Source organism: Neorhizobium alkalisoli (assembly GCF_007829835.1).
Taxonomy (GTDB): domain Bacteria; phylum Pseudomonadota; class Alphaproteobacteria; order Rhizobiales; family Rhizobiaceae; genus Neorhizobium.
The window spans coordinates 630,549-646,319 of record NZ_VIWP01000002.1; the positions used below are offsets into that span (position 1 = coordinate 630,549).

Below are 15,771 nucleotides of genomic sequence, written 5' to 3' on the forward strand. Positions count from 1 at the left end.
ATCAGGTCAGAGGCGACCATGTGCCATCGGAATTGCGGCAGGCAGCCCCCCTCGCCATCATCTCCTTGCCATCCACCGTCACGGTATGACGATACTGGCGGCAATTCTGCTGGCCGACCTGGTAGGGCGCGTTGGCGACAACCTCGCCGCTGGCGCCATCGCCCTTCCAGCTGATCACCTGGCCGACGGCGGTGGCTTCAAGCGCACGATACTCCGCCTCGAGCGCCCGCGAACGATCGCTGCTCGACAGTTCGGCACCGGTGCGGCCGACAATGCCGCCCTGAAGCGCGGTGATATAGGACGCGGAGCTCGACGGTTTTGGCGACAGAAGGCCGCGCGACCCGTTCGATGCCGTCGAGGTCGTGTTGCAGCCGGCCAGAAGGCCAGCAACCAGAAGAAGGGAAATCGTATTACGGGAACCTGACAGTCGCATATCGTCTGAAACCGGGTGATTGAGGGTTGTCGCAGCACCTGCTGAAGCAGAGCTCGGCTTCCGGCATGGCATCTTTATGACACCGCGTGAACGAGGCAGATGGGCAGCGATGGTCACATTTCCTGTTTCCGGTTTCCAGACGTGTTCAAGAGAACAAGATATAGCAGGCGATCGATCCGTCCAGAGCAATTCGGGCAAAGGATTGCTTCAGCACCTTGTGTGGAATTGCGCAATATCAATAATTTAGAAGATTTTGCTATGATTTCAGGCCATGCAGCCTATGGCAAGTCACGCAGCGTTGCCTTTCGGCCACAGGTCAACCGGGTAGAAGCATCATAGCCGGGAGTCGATGCGACCGCGATTCAGGCAGCGTCCTTGCTGAGGCCAGGCAGGATCAGCCTTGCCTGCAATCCGCCTTGCGCGGCCCGGCCGAGTTCGAACTGGCCCTGATATTCGCTGGCGATTTCCTTGACGATCGAAAGGCCGAGACCGGCGCCCGGCTTGCTCTCGTCAAGCCGCTTGCCGCGCTTCATCGCCTCGCTGATCTGGTCGGGATCAAGGCCCGGACCGTCGTCCTCGACCAGGATTTCCACCCAATGGCGGCGGGATGCATCGCCTTCGGTCGCCGGATGCGCATAAGGGGTGACGGTCACCCAGACGGCGGTCTTGCAGAAGCGCGCGGCATTTTCGAGCAGATTGCCGACGGTCTCCTCGATATCCTGCTGTTCCATGGCGAGGAACTGGCCGGGCGGCAGCAGCGACAGGTGAAATTCCCGCTCCGGGTTGAGCCGGCGGATCACCCGCATCAGCCGTTCCATCACGGGCTCGACATCGGTGCGGGCCAGCAGCGATTCCCGCTGAGCGGCGATCCGCGCCCGGTTGAGATAGGTCTGGACCTGCGCCTGCATCGTCTCCGCCTGGGTCTGCACCAGATCGGACTGGACCTTGTCGAGCATGCGCGATTCATTGAGCAGAACAGCAATCGGCGTCTTCAGCGAATGGGCGAGATTGCCGACCTGCATGCGCGCCCGCTCGACGATGCGCCGATTGCTTTCGATCAGCGCATTGATGTCATTGGCAAGCGGCATGATTTCGCGCGGGAACTCACCTTCCAGCCGTTCCGCCTCGTTGCGGCGAACCCGTTCCAGAGCACGGCGGGCCGCATCCATCGGCTGCAGCCCGTAGAGAATGGCAAGGCCGTTGACGATCAGGCTGCCGACGCCGAAGACCGCAAGCGCGATGTAGAGGCTGCGGGAAAAGCTGCGGACATCGTCCTCGACGACATCGAGATTGCCGGAGACGCGGAAACGCGCGGCCCGCCCCTCCCCGTCAAGGACAACTTCGGTTTCGGCCACGAGGACGTGGTTTCCGAAGGCGTCGCGGGTCGGATAAAACCGCTCATACCGATTGTTGAATGGCACGGCGAGGATGGTCGGCACGGTGATATTGGATGTGCCGAGCGAGGAAGAGGACAGCGGCGTCGCGGCAAAGGTGCCGAGCGGCTCGATGATCCAGTACCAGCCGGTTTCAGGCTGCGAGAAACGCAGATCGCCGAGCTGAGGATTGCCGGAGAGCTTGTTGTCCTCGCCGATCGTGATCGAATTGATGACGTTGTAGAGCTGCGCGCGCAGAAGGTCGGTGAAGGCGCGATCGGACGACTGTCGGTAGAGCTGCAGGATCACGACCGAAATCACCACCAGCGCAACGGCCGACCAGGCCGTGGCGAGCAGAAGGACGCGGGCGGTAAGTGATCTCGGGCCGATCGGTCTAACGCGCATCGTTCGGCGCTTGCATGCGGTAACCGAGGCCGCGGACGGTCTCGATCAGGTCGACGCCGAGTTTTTTGCGCAGGCGTCCGACGAAAACTTCAATCGTATTGGAATCGCGGTCGAAATCCTGATCGTACATATGCTCGACCAGTTCCGTGCGGGAAACGACCTCGCCCATATGGTGCATCAGGTAGGAGAGAAGCCGGAACTCATGCGAGGTGAGCTTCAGCTGCATGCCGTTGACGGTCGCCTTCGACGCCTTCGTGTCGAGCCGGACCGGGCCGCAGACGATTTCAGACGAAGAATGGCCGGCTGCACGGCGGATCAGCGCCCGCACGCGGGCCAGCACTTCCTCGACATGGAAAGGCTTTGCGACATAGTCGTCGGCGCCGGCATCGATGCCGGCGACCTTGTCGCTCCAGCGATCACGGGCGGTCAGCATGATGACCGGCATGCCCTTGCCACTGGCGCGCCATTTTTCAACGACGGTAATACCATCCATCTGCGGCAGGCCGATATCGAGGATAACGGCATCATAGGGCTCGGTATCGCCGAGATAATGGCCTTCCTCGCCGTCGAAGGCCTGATCGACCACATAACCGGATTCCTTGAGGGCGTCCGAAAGCTGCCGGTTGAGATTGACGTCGTCTTCGACCACCAGAATGCGCATGAATTTTTCCCTAGAACTTACCCGGCGCCGACATCCCGACTGCAGCGCGCCCCCAAATTGCCTCTGTAGCGCCGCAATATCGCCTTTGTATAGGTCCCTACATAGGCACCCGGACCGTGACCTTGCGCGGCCGCTCGCTGCCATTGCCCTGAACCAGGACGGTGACGATGCAGGTCTGGCCATCGGACGAAGGCTGGGCGGAAAGCAGCTGGCCGCCGGTGTCACGCATGACCTTGGTTGCCGCAGTACTGCAGTCCCCCGCGACCATCACCAGATAGTCGCGGTAGTCGCGCGCGGGCGCCTTGCCCGGCAGCAAGGCGGCAAGGCCCGCCAGTGCTGCGGCGATTATCGCGATGATCGGCAGTCGCGCCATGGCTGCAATTTCCACTCACAAGACGAACAAGGATCATGTCCAAAGCATGTGATGGATTATGTAGCCAATAGCGGCTGAATGGCAAATGAATGGTCTGTAATGCTGGCCTTCATCCGGCTTATCCACCGGTCGTTCCGCCCCCGGCCGCGGTCGGACGCGCCACCGAAGCCGTGGCGACAAGCCGTCCATAGATCGACAGAAGACCGCCAAAAGCACCGACGAGCGTCACCGCGATATCGGCCAGTTCCCCTTGCGCATCGGGCGCAAGATCGAAGCCGACGAGGTGCAGAACCGAGGCAGCGACCGCAATCAGCGCGCCCCAGATCGTCTTCGACTGGTACCATTCCTTGATGCCATCCATGTCCATTCTCCTCTTCGAAAACTCGTTCTCTTCCAGCAGGCTGGCCGGATATCTGGTGAAACGGATTCACAGTTTCACGGTCGCCTGTGCGGCAATTCCAAGCGCAACCGCACGCCCCATCTGGCGTATGCGCAGGTCGATCATGCTGCGACGACTGCCGAAATCGGCGATCTCATCGGCTGCGGAATAGGTGAAGGACGATGCATCGACATCCACCGTCCGCCGCACTGCCGAACCGTCGAGAAGCTCGACGCGGTAACGCTCAAAAGGTTCGTCCAGCGGAATGTCGGACGCCTCCCAACCATCGGCATCGATCCGGCCGCGTCTCGTCCAGCTGAACCGGATACTTCCATCCGCCTGGCGGCGCCCGCGAAGGTGAACGGGAGAGAGCGGTGTCTCCGCCCGCTCGCCGCCGGCAAAGACGACCGGGCCATAACGCTCCGTCGCGCCACCCAGGCTTTCGGCGAGCCAGTTCAGGCTGCGGCCGCGTTCTTCGGTCAAAAGCCCCAGCGGCAGAACCGCGTCGTCGAGAACGACGCAGGCCGCACCGGCGATGGCACCGGCGAGCATCGCGTCTTCCGTGCCGGCAAGACCGCGCAGCAGGCCCGTCAGCCGCCAGATTCCGGTGGAAATCTCTTCAGCGGACAGAAAGCCGAGGATCTCCCACGCTCCGTTCTCAGCCCTCACCGCGATACGGTTTTCACCGCCGAGAACGGAAAGCGGATCGGCCGAGGCAAGGCCATCGAAAAGCAGATTGACCTCCACCGCCTGCCCCCTCTGGAAACGGCCCGAAACACCGGCGGATAAATCCGCGGTCAATGCGCCGATACGGGCCGGACGGTCGAGGATGACGCGCTGTCGATATCCTTCCACCGTAGCAGACGACGACAGGGCGATGCGACGCCAGGGTTTTGCATAGGCTGCCACACAGGCAAAGTTTTCGGCCGAAGCCGTCGAAAGCCGCGGCAGATCGAGAAAATGCAGGATCGGCGCAAAGCCGGCGGAAGCGCTGCTCCCCGTCGACTTCCGCTTTGTCGTGCGCGGTACGCTGGTTGGCGGCAAGGCTGCGTGGTGGCGGGCCTCGATGCGTCGGAAGGCTCCATCCTCGATCCTTTCGACGACGAATGTGCCATCGACCAAACCGGGCAGACGGATCGCATCGCCCGGCTCGACCGCGATATCGGCCGGCGAGATGGAAATGCCGATCGAGCGGCGGGCAACACGCTGGGCGCGCGGCAAAGTTTCGACCGCCGTCTGCGCCGCCTCCTCGGCAAGCGTCGCGGGCAGCGCATAGGCCGCGGTCCGATCGCCTGCCGACGGGGTGCGGCGGGAGCGGACGCTGGCCTGTTCGTAATCGAGGACAGGATTGTAGAAATTCAGCACCGCATCGGCTGCCAGATCGCTGTCATGGGCGCGGGTTTCAGACCAGAGTGATTCATCTTCGACATCGCCGAGAACCGAGATATCGCGCGGCGCAAGGCTGGCGCGCAGCCGCGAGCGGAAATTCAAGATGCCACCGTCTTCCGCCGCATCGACCTGAAAAACCTCCATCAACGGTTCGAGCAGCGCCCGCGCCGAAGTGACATCCGCCTGGACGTAACCGCCGAGATCGCCGCTCACCGAAGAGACGTCGAAATCGTCGAAACCCTGGTCGGTGAGGATGGCGGAAAACGTGTCGGCCAGCGTCGCCGTCCCCAGCCGGCCGTTCAGCCAGTGACCGGTGCGCCAATTTTCGCCATCGCTCCAGACGGTCAGATCATCGGGAAAGGCAGGCGACGGCCGAGCATCCCAGGTCCAGACAAAAATATGGTCCGGATCGACCATGCCTTCCGGTGGCTGTTCGGATTGCCACCATTGATGATGCGCTTCCAGAAAGCGCCTCTGCTGGCTGTCCGAGCGATGGCCGGATGAATAATAGGGAAGCTCGCTTTCGGCGGATTTGGGATCAACGAAAACATTCGGCTGGTTGGCGCCCTTGTCCACCGCCGGGCAGCCGAGCTCGGTGAACCAGATCGGCTTCATGCGCGGCAGCCAGTCGGTCGGCACCATATGCTCGGCGCCGCCCTCGCGGTCGCAATGGCGATGCGACCACCAGCCTTCGAGATCCTTGTAACGAAACACCCAGGGCTTGCCCGCAAGCCCGTCCTCGATCGGCAGGCGATCACGGCCGTTTCGGCCGAACGTATCGGCATAATACCAGTCGAAACCCTCGCCGGAATCGATCTGGGTCAGCATGCCGTGCGCATCATCGATCGATCGGAAGACATCCGGATTTGTCGCCGCGAGATCCTCGTCGCGCCAGTCGGACAGCGGCATGTAATTGTCGATGCCGACGGCATCGATATCCGGCGAGGCCCAGAGCGGATCGAGATGGAAAAAGACGTCACCCGACCCATCGTCCGGGTGGTAGCCGAAATATTCGCTCCAGTCGGCGCCATAGGTGATCTTTGCCGCACTTCCCAGCGCCTCGCGCACATCCGTCGCGAGATTGGTCAGCATATGGACAAAGGGAAAGACACCATCCTCGTCACGCAGTCTTGTGAGGCCGCGCAGTTCGGAACCGATGATGAAACCATCGACACCGCCGGCATCGGCGGCAAGCCGTGCATAATGCATCACCAGCCTGCGATACCCTTCCGGTCCGGCAGCAAACGCCTGCAGCTGGCTGCGGGCAGCGGCCGTCTTGTCGGCACTGCCCGGACGCCCCGGCCCGGGATGGCAGGTGATCCGCCCGCGCCAGGGATAAGCCGCCTGCTCTTCCCCGCCATAGGGGTCGGGCAGACCGTTGTCCAAAGGCACATCCATCATCAGAAACGGGTAGAGATAAATCTTCAGCCCCCGCGCCTTCAGATCCGCGATCGCCTGGATGACACTGGCGTCGCTCGGCGTGCCGCCATAGGCGGGAGATCCGGCACGCCGGCTGACGAGATGCGCATCGGCGCGGGTGATATCGCCCACCCACCAATCGCTGCTCTCGTTGTTGCGTGCCGCGACCTCGACGCCCGGCAGAATACGGCACTCACCGGCGCGAAGGTCGGTGCCGAACCACGAAACGACCAGCGCCACCCGTTCGAGATTGGGGCAGAGCGCCTGCAATTCGTCGATCGAGGCCTCCCAGTCGGTCGAGGCAGTCAGCACATTGCGGTTGAGGATGCGTTTTGATCCTTCGCCGGTCTTTTCCGTCACCTTGATGGTCGAATAACCGTGTTCCGTCGCACCGGGGATGATCGTCACCGCCCGGATCTGGCGTTCCAGCCGTCCGACCGGTCGCAGGACCTCGAACTGCAGCAAAGGAATGCGATTGCCGAACGTATCGAGCGGCAGGCGGTCGAAGACGACATAGGCGAGGCCGCGATAGGCCGGCGCCTGCCCCTCCCCCTGCTTCGCCTCGATCAGCGGATCCGGCTGCTGGTTTTCGCCGCCGATATGGACACGCATCTCGATCGCGGTCAGGTCGAGTTCGCGGCCATCGGCCCAGACGCGACGGACCATGGCGATCGGCCCTTCGCAGAGCCCGACTGCAAAATTGGCGAAATAGCGAAAATTCTCGACCTGCGAACCGCCGGCCTTGCCGCCGGAGCGCTCCTTCGTCACCTCCTCCTCGAAACGCGTCGCCCAGATCAGCGTGCCGCCGATCCGTGCCGTGCCGTAAAGCCGGTTGACGGCCGTGCCCTCGTCGGCACCGGGAATGCGCGCCGTGGCGAGCCTTGCGCCGGTGACGGTCGAGCTGCCGCCGATCAACGCCCTGTCGACAACGCTGCCTGCAAGAGCGCCCGCTGCGCGACCCACGATCGCGCCGACCGGGCCAAAGACGCTGCCAAGCGCGGCACCCGCCGCCTGAAGGAGAAGAGTGGCCATAAGCGCCCTCCGCGGCAACCAGATCGAAAGCCGGATGCGCGTTAAAATTGTGATATTTTATCGGAATACGGGAACGGAAGATGAATAAAACGAGGCGTTTTCACCCATTATCCGGATGAGCGGTCATTGCTTGCCGACAAAACCGGTACACAGCCGCAACGTGCGTAAAAGGATCGGCGCGAAAGACAGCCGCTTGCGCGACATTTCGCGTGGCATGACATCAATCCGGATCGCCTAAAAGGAGAAAATTCAGCCATAGACACGCATAGATTGCGCGATATGATTGTGGCGGTTGAGAGCAAAAGCAGCATGCGCCGAACCAGCCGGCGTGTCGATGAAGACAGGCCGCATCGACCGAGGCAGAGGCCCTGCTCTCAACCGTGGAGGTGACTTCTATGAGGTTCAGACCGATTAGAATCACACTTAGCTGGATGAAAACCCGGACGGGCTGGTCTATCGCCGTCCGGGTCATCTTCAAAGCATAAGCAAACGATGGGCGGGGTTGCACCCCCGCTCATCACTCCACGAATATAACCGACCCCCAGTAAAATTGCAACGACAACGCGATTCGCCTCATAATTGCATCAAGCAACAGAATTGCGCGTAAAACCTTCTCATTCAGCCACGTCAGGAAACCTGAACACACCCGCAATCCGGCGCCGCCAGGACGGCACCAGAGCCGAGCGCATCACAGATCCCCGCTCGTAGGCATGGATGAAATGCGTGTTCCCGGCGAGGATCCCTGCGTGTTTGGCGGCACAATCCGCCCGCCAGCGAAACAGCAGCAGATCACCCGGCGCGGCATCCGCGATCGCCAGTGGCTGGCCGAACAGCCGCAAGGCCGCGGCCATGAGCCGGTCTTCGCCGCTGCGTTCGGCCCAATCTGGCGCATAGGCCGGCACCGGCTCCGGTTCGCCGCCGTAAAGTTCGCGCCAGATGCCGCGGATCAGGCCGATGCAATCGCAGCCGACGCCCCTGGTCGCGCCCAGATGGCGATAGGGCGTGCCAAGCCAGCTTTCGGCCAAGGCGACGATCCTTTGCCCCTGCCTTTCCCGCTGGCTGTTCATTCGAACAGCGCCCCGCCGTCATGCACGCGCTCGCCATCGACATAGGAATAGGCGAAATCCGTACCGGGCACATGCGGAAAGCCGCGGAAATTCAGCTGGTTGGAAAACCGCGACCGGCAGGTGGCAAAACTCTTGTCACAGCCTGCCGTGATGCTGCAGCCGCGCCCGACCGTAATGGGCACTTCAAGCGGCAGCCAGAAACCGATCACCGCCAGCCCGCCAGCCTTTTTCACATGCGTCTCGACAACGACAGTCGGGCCGCCGGAAAAGGTCAGGGTGCCGCGGTCAAAAAAGCCGGCGGCGAAATCCGAAAGACCCGAGACGACCACCCTGCTCTCGTCGACGATATCCGAAACCTGCCCGTTGCCGCGCCATTCGGAAAGATCGACACGGCAACGCTCATCACCAAGGCGCGCATCGCAGCGGCGGCCGTAAAGGCGGCCCTGCGGCTGATCGAGCCGATGCGTGAGGCTGCGCAGCTCGGCACGAAATTCCCCGCCCGCCCGCGAAACCTCGCCGATCTCGCGCATGTTCAAAAGCAGGTTCTGCTCGGGTGCCGTCCAGTTGACGAGAAAGAGTTCGACCCTGGCGCCATCATAACGCCCCGCGGCCAGATCATCCTCGCTGATCGCCACGCTTGAAAACCCGCCCGCCACCTCACCGGCATTGGCGGAAAGCCCCGTGGCGGCTTCCGTATCGCTTGCCGCAAAACCGCTGGCGGCGAGATAGGTGGTGCCGTCGAAGGTCAGATCGCGGTCATGTTCGGTAAAACCGAAAACCGCACCATCGCGCCGCGTCACCCGCCAGCAGTGACAGGTCGTCGTCGCATCGCCGGCCAGATGGTTGCGCAAGGCAACCGGCACCTTTCTCATGGCAATATCTCCGTCAGCGGAATGGTGGGAATCCGCCCCGCCTCGAAATGCGCAAGGCTGACATCGATCCGGTCGATATCGAAACGCACCGGCACATCGAATTCGAAGCCGGCCGTGATAACCGCGCCGGCCGGCGGCACATGGCCAGATGCAAAGGTGAGCACACCGGTCACGGCATCCACGGCAAACGACCCGGCCGGTTTTGACGCGCCCGCGACGGCAACAAGAACCGAACCCGCGACCGGTTTCGAAATCCGTCGCGCCCAGGAGCCGGCGAAATCGGCATAGGTTTTTAAGAGTTCAAAGGCAGCCGTCGCGCCGTCACCGGCGCCGAGGATCTGGTCCATGGCCGAAACGACGCCACCCGGCGCACAGGATTTCCAGTCGAGGGGATCGCGAAAACGAAACCCGTAAAGCTGGCCGGCGCGTGCCTCGAAAAACTCGAGCACCTCATAGAGATCCGTCGTGGAGCGGATGCCCGATCCGGCATCATAACTGCGGCGGCTGTCGCGCCAGCGCTGGTTGCGCTGTTCGCGCCCGTTCGATAGATTGACGATATCCGTGCGCCGCACCGGGCCACCAGACGCGCCGAGCGCCAGCCGCAGCGGAAACCGCACCTCATGAAATCCGGCCATGACCGCCTCCCCTCATAGCCCGCGCCGGCCGCGTGCGACACTGCGCGCCAGCATGGCCGAGATCTGCCCTTCGCTTTTGCGAAAACTCGCCGCATCCGTGGCCGTGACGTTGAAGACGATCTGCGGTGTTCGCCCATTGCCATCGCTACCGGTCGCCACGCCAAGCGCTCCGTCGGGACCACGCTGCAGCGGCAGGATCGCTTCAGCGCCCGCCTCACCCATCAGCCCGGCACCACCATCCATCGGAAAATAGGTCGGCGCGCGGACGACACCGCCATCGGCAAATGGCGTCACCGAACCGGCAAGACTGCCGACGGCATTGCCAAGCGCGGTTTCAAGCGGCTTCAGGCCCGCGGCAAGCGCGATATCCGTCAGCCGGTTTCCGAGCCCTTTCAGCACATCCTCCAGCCCCTTGCCGCCCGTCGTGGCGGATCGAAGCGCGCCGGTCAGTGCCGCGCCAAAACGCTGCGAGCGGGCTTCAAGATCGGCCATGACGCCGGAAAGCGCCTCGGCGCCGGAGAGAGCATTGGAAAAGTCATCGCTATCGGTCTGCATGGTTCGCTTTACTCCGTCAGGCCACTGTTTCAGCGCCTATTCTGGCGGGTCTGCCTCATCGATCCGGGAATTCCCCCATCAACGCATCCAAAACCCCTCGTGCGAGAGGCGTCGCGCGCCGCCGCGTACCGCCGGTGATGATGAAGAATTCGCGCGGTGTCATCGCCCAGAAATCCCGTGGCGGAAGCCGCAGCAGGAAGAGACCGGCATGCATCACGGCATCCCAGGGAAAGGGCGCTGTTTCGACCTTCCCTCGTGCTCCATCTGCAGCTCCGTCCGATCCCGCCGCGGCCTTCAAGGGTTTGCGGCAACCGCTCCTTCCGATACTCCCTCCGGCCCGGCAAAGGTCGCGGTCAATAGGTCGGCGGTGATGCGGGCATAGGCAGCAAGCCCGCCCTCGACGCTCATCGCCGCCACCTCGTCGTCCGAAAACAGATTGCCGCCGCCGCGCAGGCCGGCGCCGAGGATGCGGATCATATCTGCCGCCTTCAGCCTGCCGGATGAAAACCGCTCGCCGAGCCCGCCGAGATCGCCGACGGAAAAGGCCGTTTCCAGCTCGGCCAGCGCGCCGAGCGTCAGGCACAGGATGCGCCTCTCGCCATCGATCACAGCCTCCACCTCGCCCCGCCGCCGGTTGGCGCGGGCGGTGCCGGCGCCATGCGCGGCAATTTCAGAACCTCTCATCGCCGCCTCCCGCTCAGAGCGTCGCAAACGTCAGAGCACCAGCCGATTCCAGCGCCAGTTCGAAACGCACCTCGCCATCATGCTCACCGGAATATTCGAGCGCCGTAACCTGGAAAGGTCCGGTCACCGTGCCGAAGGCCGGGATGACTACCTGCCAGGAGAGAATGCTGCCCGCAAAGAAGGCGCTACGCACCAGAAGATCGCTCGCCTGGTCCTTGAAAATGCCGGCGCCGGAGAGCGAGGCGCGCTGCACGCCGGCGCCACCCAGAAGTTCGCGCCAGCGCCCGGCGCTTTCCGCGTCCGTGACATCCACCGTCTCGGCGTTAAAGGCCAGTCGCCGGGAGCGGAGGCCCGCGACGGTCGCGAACGTGCCGCCATTGTCGATCTTCAGGAGCAGGTCCCTGCCCTTCTGCGCTACCATGGTCGAATTCCTTTTCTGCAAAGAAAAGCCGTTCCGTTCCCGCAGACGATGCTGTAGGACCGGCTTCATATTCTCATTTCAAAAGACTTGCCTCGATGCCCCAGTCTTCCCGGTTCCGCTCGGCGCGGACAATCGCGGTGCTCGCGATCACCCAGATCACGTCATGGGGCACGAGCTTCGACATGCTGGGCGTCATGGGCCGTATCGTCGCTCCCGATCTTGGCCTGCCGAACGAAATCGTCTTCGGCGGCCTGACGATCATGATGCTGGTCAGTGCCGTGGTCGGCCCGACGACCGGGCGGCTGCTCGTGAAGCACGGGGCTGCAAAGGTGCTAGCCTGCGGCTCGCTGCTGTTTGCGCTCGGCCTAGCGCTGCTCGCCGCAGCCCACGGTCCATTCGTCTATTTCGCCGCCTGGCTCATTATCGGCATTGCCGGTTCCTTTGGCTTGTCCGCGCCGGCCTATACGGCCGTGGTCGAACGCGAAGGCCTCGACGGCAAGCGGGCGATCGCCATTCTGATGCTGTTCACTGGCCTTTCGGTCACCGTGTTCTGGCCGCTCCTCACCTATCTGACCGATCTCATCGGCTGGCGGGAGACCTTTGTCGTCTGTGCCGGCGTGCATCTTTTCATCTGCCTGCCCTTGCACCTGTTCGGCCTGCCGCCGCGGGTGGAAAGCGCCGAGCGCGCGAAGGCCGACGAGATCGAACCGGTGCAGCTGACGCCGGAGCAGAAGAAAAGGGCCTTCTTCTACCTTGCTGCCGTCATCACCATCAGTGCGCTGGTCAGTTACGGCCTTGCGCCTTCGCTGATCACCATCCTGATACAATCCGGCGCAGCACCTGCCCTTGCGCTGCAGCTCGGTGCCGCTCGCGGCGCTTTCGGGGTCTCGGCCCGTGTCGTCGACATGACGCTTGGCCGCCGCGGCAATGCCCTGATCACCTCGCTGATCGGCCTGTCGCTGATGCTGTGCGGCTTCCTGATCGCCGCCACGCTCGCGCCGGCAACGGCTGCGCTGGTCACTTTCATGGTCCTCTATGGTTTTGGCTCCGGCGTTGTCGGCGTCGCCCGCGCACTGCTGCCGCTGACCCTGTTTTCGGCCAAGGATTTCGGCATGCAATCGGCACGCCTGACCTTGCCGCAGAACCTTGCGACCGCCGCCTCTCCCGTCGTCTTCACGGCAATCCTCGATCGTCTCGGCGGCCAGTATCTCCTGATCCTCAGCGCCGTGCTGATCCTCGCCGCCCTGACTTTCGTCCTTCTGCTGACACGGCTGGTGAAAAGCGCCAATGCGACCTCCGCTGAGGCTCACTCGGTGACGGCTCGCAGCCGCATCTCGGCCAGATAAAACCGCGTCTTCGGCTGCCGGGCGATCTTTAGCCCCGTCATGACAAGATTGACCAGCGCAGCGCCCTCGAGCGCCGGCTCGATCCCGGCGAGCACTTCGCCCAGAAGACCGGCAATCTCCTGCACCTGCCGCCGTCCATCCGCATCGGACCAGATTTCCAGCGTCAGAAAATGTTCCTCGCCGGGCTCCGTGCCGGTCGAATAGTCCCGCGTTTCCATGTCGCCGAAGACGATGCACGGGAATTTTGGCCGGGCCAGAAGCCGGTCGTAAAGACCATCCGGCCCGATGATCGTCGCAAGCGCCGGATCACCGGAAACCCGCTGATGGATCGCTTTCAAAAGCGCACCGGCCGCCGTCATGGCGCCTCCTCCTCGCATTGGCAGACGAGGTAGCGCTCGGTCTCGTCCGGATCACGCACGAGCTTGATGGCAAACAGCCGCGCCCCCTTTCGAAACCGCTGGCCGGCGGCGAGCCCTTCGCGAAAGCGGACCCAGATCCGGTGACTGACCGTGCCGCCTTCGGCTGAGGCCTCTTCACCGACGGCAAAGGAAACGGGCTCGATCCGTGCCCAGAGCGAGGCGACCTCGTTCCAGACAACCACCGCGCCGCCCTGCCCGTCCGGCTCGGCCTGCGGCGCTTCCAGCTCCAGACGCGCGGTCATCTGGCCGGGGTCGAGAAAGGTGACCATCAGAGCCTCCGCATCCGGAACGGCGCGATCAGCCGTTCATACCCTTCGGGAATGCCGGCCGGCTGCTGGTCCGGTGAAACAACGCCACGAAAGGCGAACATATGGCCGACATGCAGCGACATCGCCCGTTTCAGCGTGCCGGGCACATCCGTTCCGGCTTCGCCGTAACCGGCGATAAAATCGATCTCGATGCCGTTCATCGCCTGGCCGGGCATGGGCGGATTTTTCAGCCACAGCCGCGCCGGGCGGGCAGCGCCATCGAGGAGATGATCCTCAAGCGAAACCTCAACACCCGTGCCGTCCGCTTCGTAAACGGTAACCGCCTCAACGGTTTGGACGGGCGACCGGTGAATTTGAATCACGCCGTCCTTCGGCCAGTGATCGAGGCAGAGGCGCAAGGGCCGGCTGATCAGGCAAAGCCCGGTCTCGCGCTCGAGATGTTCGCGGGCGGTGGTGACGAGCGACAGGAGAAGCGCGTCCTCATCGCTGTTGTCGAGCCGAAGATGGGCCTTGATCTCGGCCAGCGTCAACGGCTCCGCGGTGGGCGGAGTGGTTTGGATATAGGTCATGGGGAATTTCCTATGGAGTGTCTGCCCCTCATCCGCCTGCCGGCACCTTCTCCCCGCTTGCGGGGAGAAGGGATATGCCGCACCGTCGAAGGTCATGGGAGGCCGCGTGTGGCACGTCCCCTCTCCCCGTCAAGACGGGGAGAGGGTTAGGGTGAGGGGCAAATCCTGCATTCAGCGAAATCAAGCCGCCGCAAACTTCACCAGCTTGATCGCCTCGAAATTCTGCACCCCGCCGCCGACGCGTTTGGTCGTATAGAAAAGCACGTAGGGTTTTGCCGAATAGGGATCACGCAGCACCCGTACCCCGGCGCGGTCGACAACGAGGTAACCCGCGCGGAAATCGCCGAAGGCGACGGCAAGCGCATTGGCCGCCACGTCCGGCATTTCCTCGGCTTCGGCGATCGGGAACCCCATCAGCGAGGCGGGCTGGCCGGCCGATGCCGGCGGGCGCCAGAGATAATTGCCATCGGCATCCTTGAATTTGCGGATGTCGGACTGGGTGCGGCGGTTGAGCATGAAGGTGCCGTTCTGGCGATGGCCGGCCTTCAGCGCGTAGATCAGTTCGATCAGCGTGTCGGACGGGCCAGCCGCCTTCCAGGCGCCGGCGGATCCGGTCGCGACATAACCGAGATTGCCCCAGCTCCAGCTGGTATCGGCCACCGCCGTATAGGAGAGAAAACCCTTCGGCTTGTTGAGACCATCACCGCGGATGAAAGCGTCGCCTTCCTGTTCGGCAAAAACGATATCGACCTCGCCGGCGATCCAAGCCTCGATGTCGACCGCCGCATCATCCAGCAGACCCTGGGTCGCGGCCGGCATGGCGTAGAGTTCCATGGTCGGGAAGGAGAGTTCGGCGAGAAGCGGCGACGCCGTCTGTGGGCGCGCCGCGGTTTCCGCCACCCAGCCGGTCGCAAGGCCGGCCGTGGTGAAGGGCTTTTTCAGGATGGCGGAGGAGACGGTGCGCACGGTGGACAGCGCCCGCATCAGCGAAACGACCGAGATGCGGCGGCCGATTTCCGTGTCGGTCTCATCGGGTACGAGATAACCACCATCGGCGCCGCTGCCGGCAGACAATACCTTTGCCTCGAGCTCGCGCAGGCCGGCCTCGTCGCCGCGGCGTATATAGGCGTCGAAGGCCGCCTTGTGCTCGACCATGTCGGGCGAAAGCTCGCGGCCATTGCCACCCGAACCGAGCTGCGGACGGGCCTTTTTCAGAACCATCTGGTCGAGCAGTTTCTTCTGCTCGTCGACCACGCGGTTGATGCGGTCCATCTTGTCGCGGGTGACGACATCGGCGGTCAGTTTCTGCTCGATCTCGCCGAGACGGCGGTCGTTGACCTCCTTGAAGGCCTCGAAAGCCTCCATGAAATCGTCGAAGGCGGCCGTCATGGTTTCCGGCACGGCCTTCACTTCAGGAGCTACCGGCGCGGCCGGGGCGGCTTTCGTCCTTTCGGGCATTGCTTCCGTCAT

At 63.2% G+C, this 15,771-nt stretch carries 18 protein-coding genes; 1 reads left to right on the top strand and 17 read right to left on the bottom strand.

The genetic code is table 11. The annotated features are described in order from the left end of the window. Position 1 precedes the first annotated feature (1 nt). The 13 genes from FHW37_RS08835 to FHW37_RS08895 form a co-directional block, all read right to left on the bottom strand. Positions 2-433 (bottom strand): hypothetical protein, encoded by a 432-nt coding sequence (locus FHW37_RS08835; protein ID WP_145635123.1) that lies wholly within the window; start codon positions 431-433, stop codon positions 2-4. A 362-nt stretch (positions 434-795) separates the two neighbouring features. Beyond that, the gene (locus FHW37_RS08840; RefSeq protein ID WP_145635125.1) at positions 796-2,211 is read right to left on the bottom strand and encodes an ATP-binding protein; all 1,416 of its coding nucleotides are present in this window, start codon (positions 2,209-2,211) and stop codon (positions 796-798) included. Then, on the bottom strand, positions 2,201-2,872 hold the full coding sequence (locus FHW37_RS08845; protein ID WP_145635127.1) for a response regulator transcription factor: 672 nt from the start codon (positions 2,870-2,872) through the stop codon (positions 2,201-2,203). The genes FHW37_RS08840 and FHW37_RS08845 overlap by 11 nt, the downstream gene beginning before the upstream one ends. A gap of 97 nt (positions 2,873-2,969) precedes the next feature. Beyond that, on the bottom strand, positions 2,970-3,245 hold the full coding sequence (locus FHW37_RS08850) for a hypothetical protein (RefSeq protein WP_145635129.1): 276 nt from the start codon (positions 3,243-3,245) through the stop codon (positions 2,970-2,972). Between the two features lie 118 nt (positions 3,246-3,363). Beyond that, positions 3,364-3,606 carry a hypothetical protein gene (locus tag FHW37_RS08855; protein WP_145635132.1) on the bottom strand — a complete coding sequence of 81 codons (243 nt, stop codon included), beginning with the start codon at positions 3,604-3,606 and terminating at the stop codon, positions 3,364-3,366. A gap of 66 nt (positions 3,607-3,672) precedes the next feature. After that, entirely contained in the window at positions 3,673-7,464 is a 3,792-nt protein-coding gene (locus FHW37_RS08860; protein WP_145635134.1) for a baseplate multidomain protein megatron, read from the bottom strand. A 614-nt stretch (positions 7,465-8,078) separates the two neighbouring features. Next, positions 8,079-8,531 (bottom strand): NlpC/P60 family protein, encoded by a 453-nt coding sequence (locus FHW37_RS08865; RefSeq protein ID WP_145635136.1) that lies wholly within the window; start codon positions 8,529-8,531, stop codon positions 8,079-8,081. Next, complete coding sequence (locus tag FHW37_RS08870; RefSeq protein WP_145635138.1) at positions 8,528-9,403, bottom strand: DUF2163 domain-containing protein; 876 nt, start codon at positions 9,401-9,403, stop codon at positions 8,528-8,530. The genes FHW37_RS08865 and FHW37_RS08870 overlap by 4 nt, the downstream gene beginning before the upstream one ends. Further along, the gene (locus FHW37_RS08875) at positions 9,400-10,038 is read right to left on the bottom strand and encodes a DUF2460 domain-containing protein (protein WP_145635140.1); all 639 of its coding nucleotides are present in this window, start codon (positions 10,036-10,038) and stop codon (positions 9,400-9,402) included. The genes FHW37_RS08870 and FHW37_RS08875 overlap by 4 nt, the downstream gene beginning before the upstream one ends. A 12-nt stretch (positions 10,039-10,050) precedes the next feature. Further along, positions 10,051-10,593, bottom strand: coding sequence for a phage tail tape measure protein (locus FHW37_RS08880; RefSeq protein ID WP_145635142.1), 543 nt, complete (start codon positions 10,591-10,593; stop codon positions 10,051-10,053). A gap of 55 nt (positions 10,594-10,648) precedes the next feature. Continuing rightward, the gene (locus FHW37_RS08885) at positions 10,649-10,891 is read right to left on the bottom strand and encodes a rcc01693 family protein (RefSeq protein ID WP_281407243.1); all 243 of its coding nucleotides are present in this window, start codon (positions 10,889-10,891) and stop codon (positions 10,649-10,651) included. After that, positions 10,888-11,277 (bottom strand): gene transfer agent family protein, encoded by a 390-nt coding sequence (locus FHW37_RS08890; RefSeq protein ID WP_145635147.1) that lies wholly within the window; start codon positions 11,275-11,277, stop codon positions 10,888-10,890. The genes FHW37_RS08885 and FHW37_RS08890 overlap by 4 nt, the downstream gene beginning before the upstream one ends. A 13-nt stretch (positions 11,278-11,290) precedes the next feature. Next, the gene (locus FHW37_RS08895; protein ID WP_145635149.1) at positions 11,291-11,698 is read right to left on the bottom strand and encodes a phage major tail protein, TP901-1 family; all 408 of its coding nucleotides are present in this window, start codon (positions 11,696-11,698) and stop codon (positions 11,291-11,293) included. Positions 11,699-11,793: 95 nt separating this feature from the next. Here FHW37_RS08895 and FHW37_RS08900 point away from each other — a divergent pair, with 95 nt between their 5' ends. After that, positions 11,794-13,044, top strand: a complete 1,251-nt coding sequence (locus FHW37_RS08900; RefSeq protein WP_145635151.1) for an MFS transporter — start codon at positions 11,794-11,796, stop codon at positions 13,042-13,044. Here FHW37_RS08900 and FHW37_RS08905 read toward each other — a convergent pair. From FHW37_RS08905 to FHW37_RS08920, 4 genes are all read right to left on the bottom strand, one after another. Then, entirely contained in the window at positions 13,005-13,403 is a 399-nt protein-coding gene (locus tag FHW37_RS08905) for a DUF3168 domain-containing protein (RefSeq protein ID WP_145635153.1), read from the bottom strand. The two genes, FHW37_RS08900 and FHW37_RS08905, sit on opposite strands and share 40 nt — an antisense overlap. Continuing rightward, on the bottom strand, positions 13,400-13,732 hold the full coding sequence (locus FHW37_RS08910; protein ID WP_432442833.1) for a phage head closure protein: 333 nt from the start codon (positions 13,730-13,732) through the stop codon (positions 13,400-13,402). Before FHW37_RS08910 ends, FHW37_RS08905 begins: the two co-directional genes overlap by 4 nt. Next, entirely contained in the window at positions 13,732-14,301 is a 570-nt protein-coding gene (locus tag FHW37_RS08915; protein ID WP_145635156.1) for a head-tail connector protein, read from the bottom strand. The genes FHW37_RS08910 and FHW37_RS08915 overlap by 1 nt, the downstream gene beginning before the upstream one ends. Before the next feature lie 180 nt (positions 14,302-14,481). Beyond that, on the bottom strand, positions 14,482-15,771 hold the full coding sequence (locus FHW37_RS08920) for a phage major capsid protein (protein ID WP_145635159.1): 1,290 nt from the start codon (positions 15,769-15,771) through the stop codon (positions 14,482-14,484).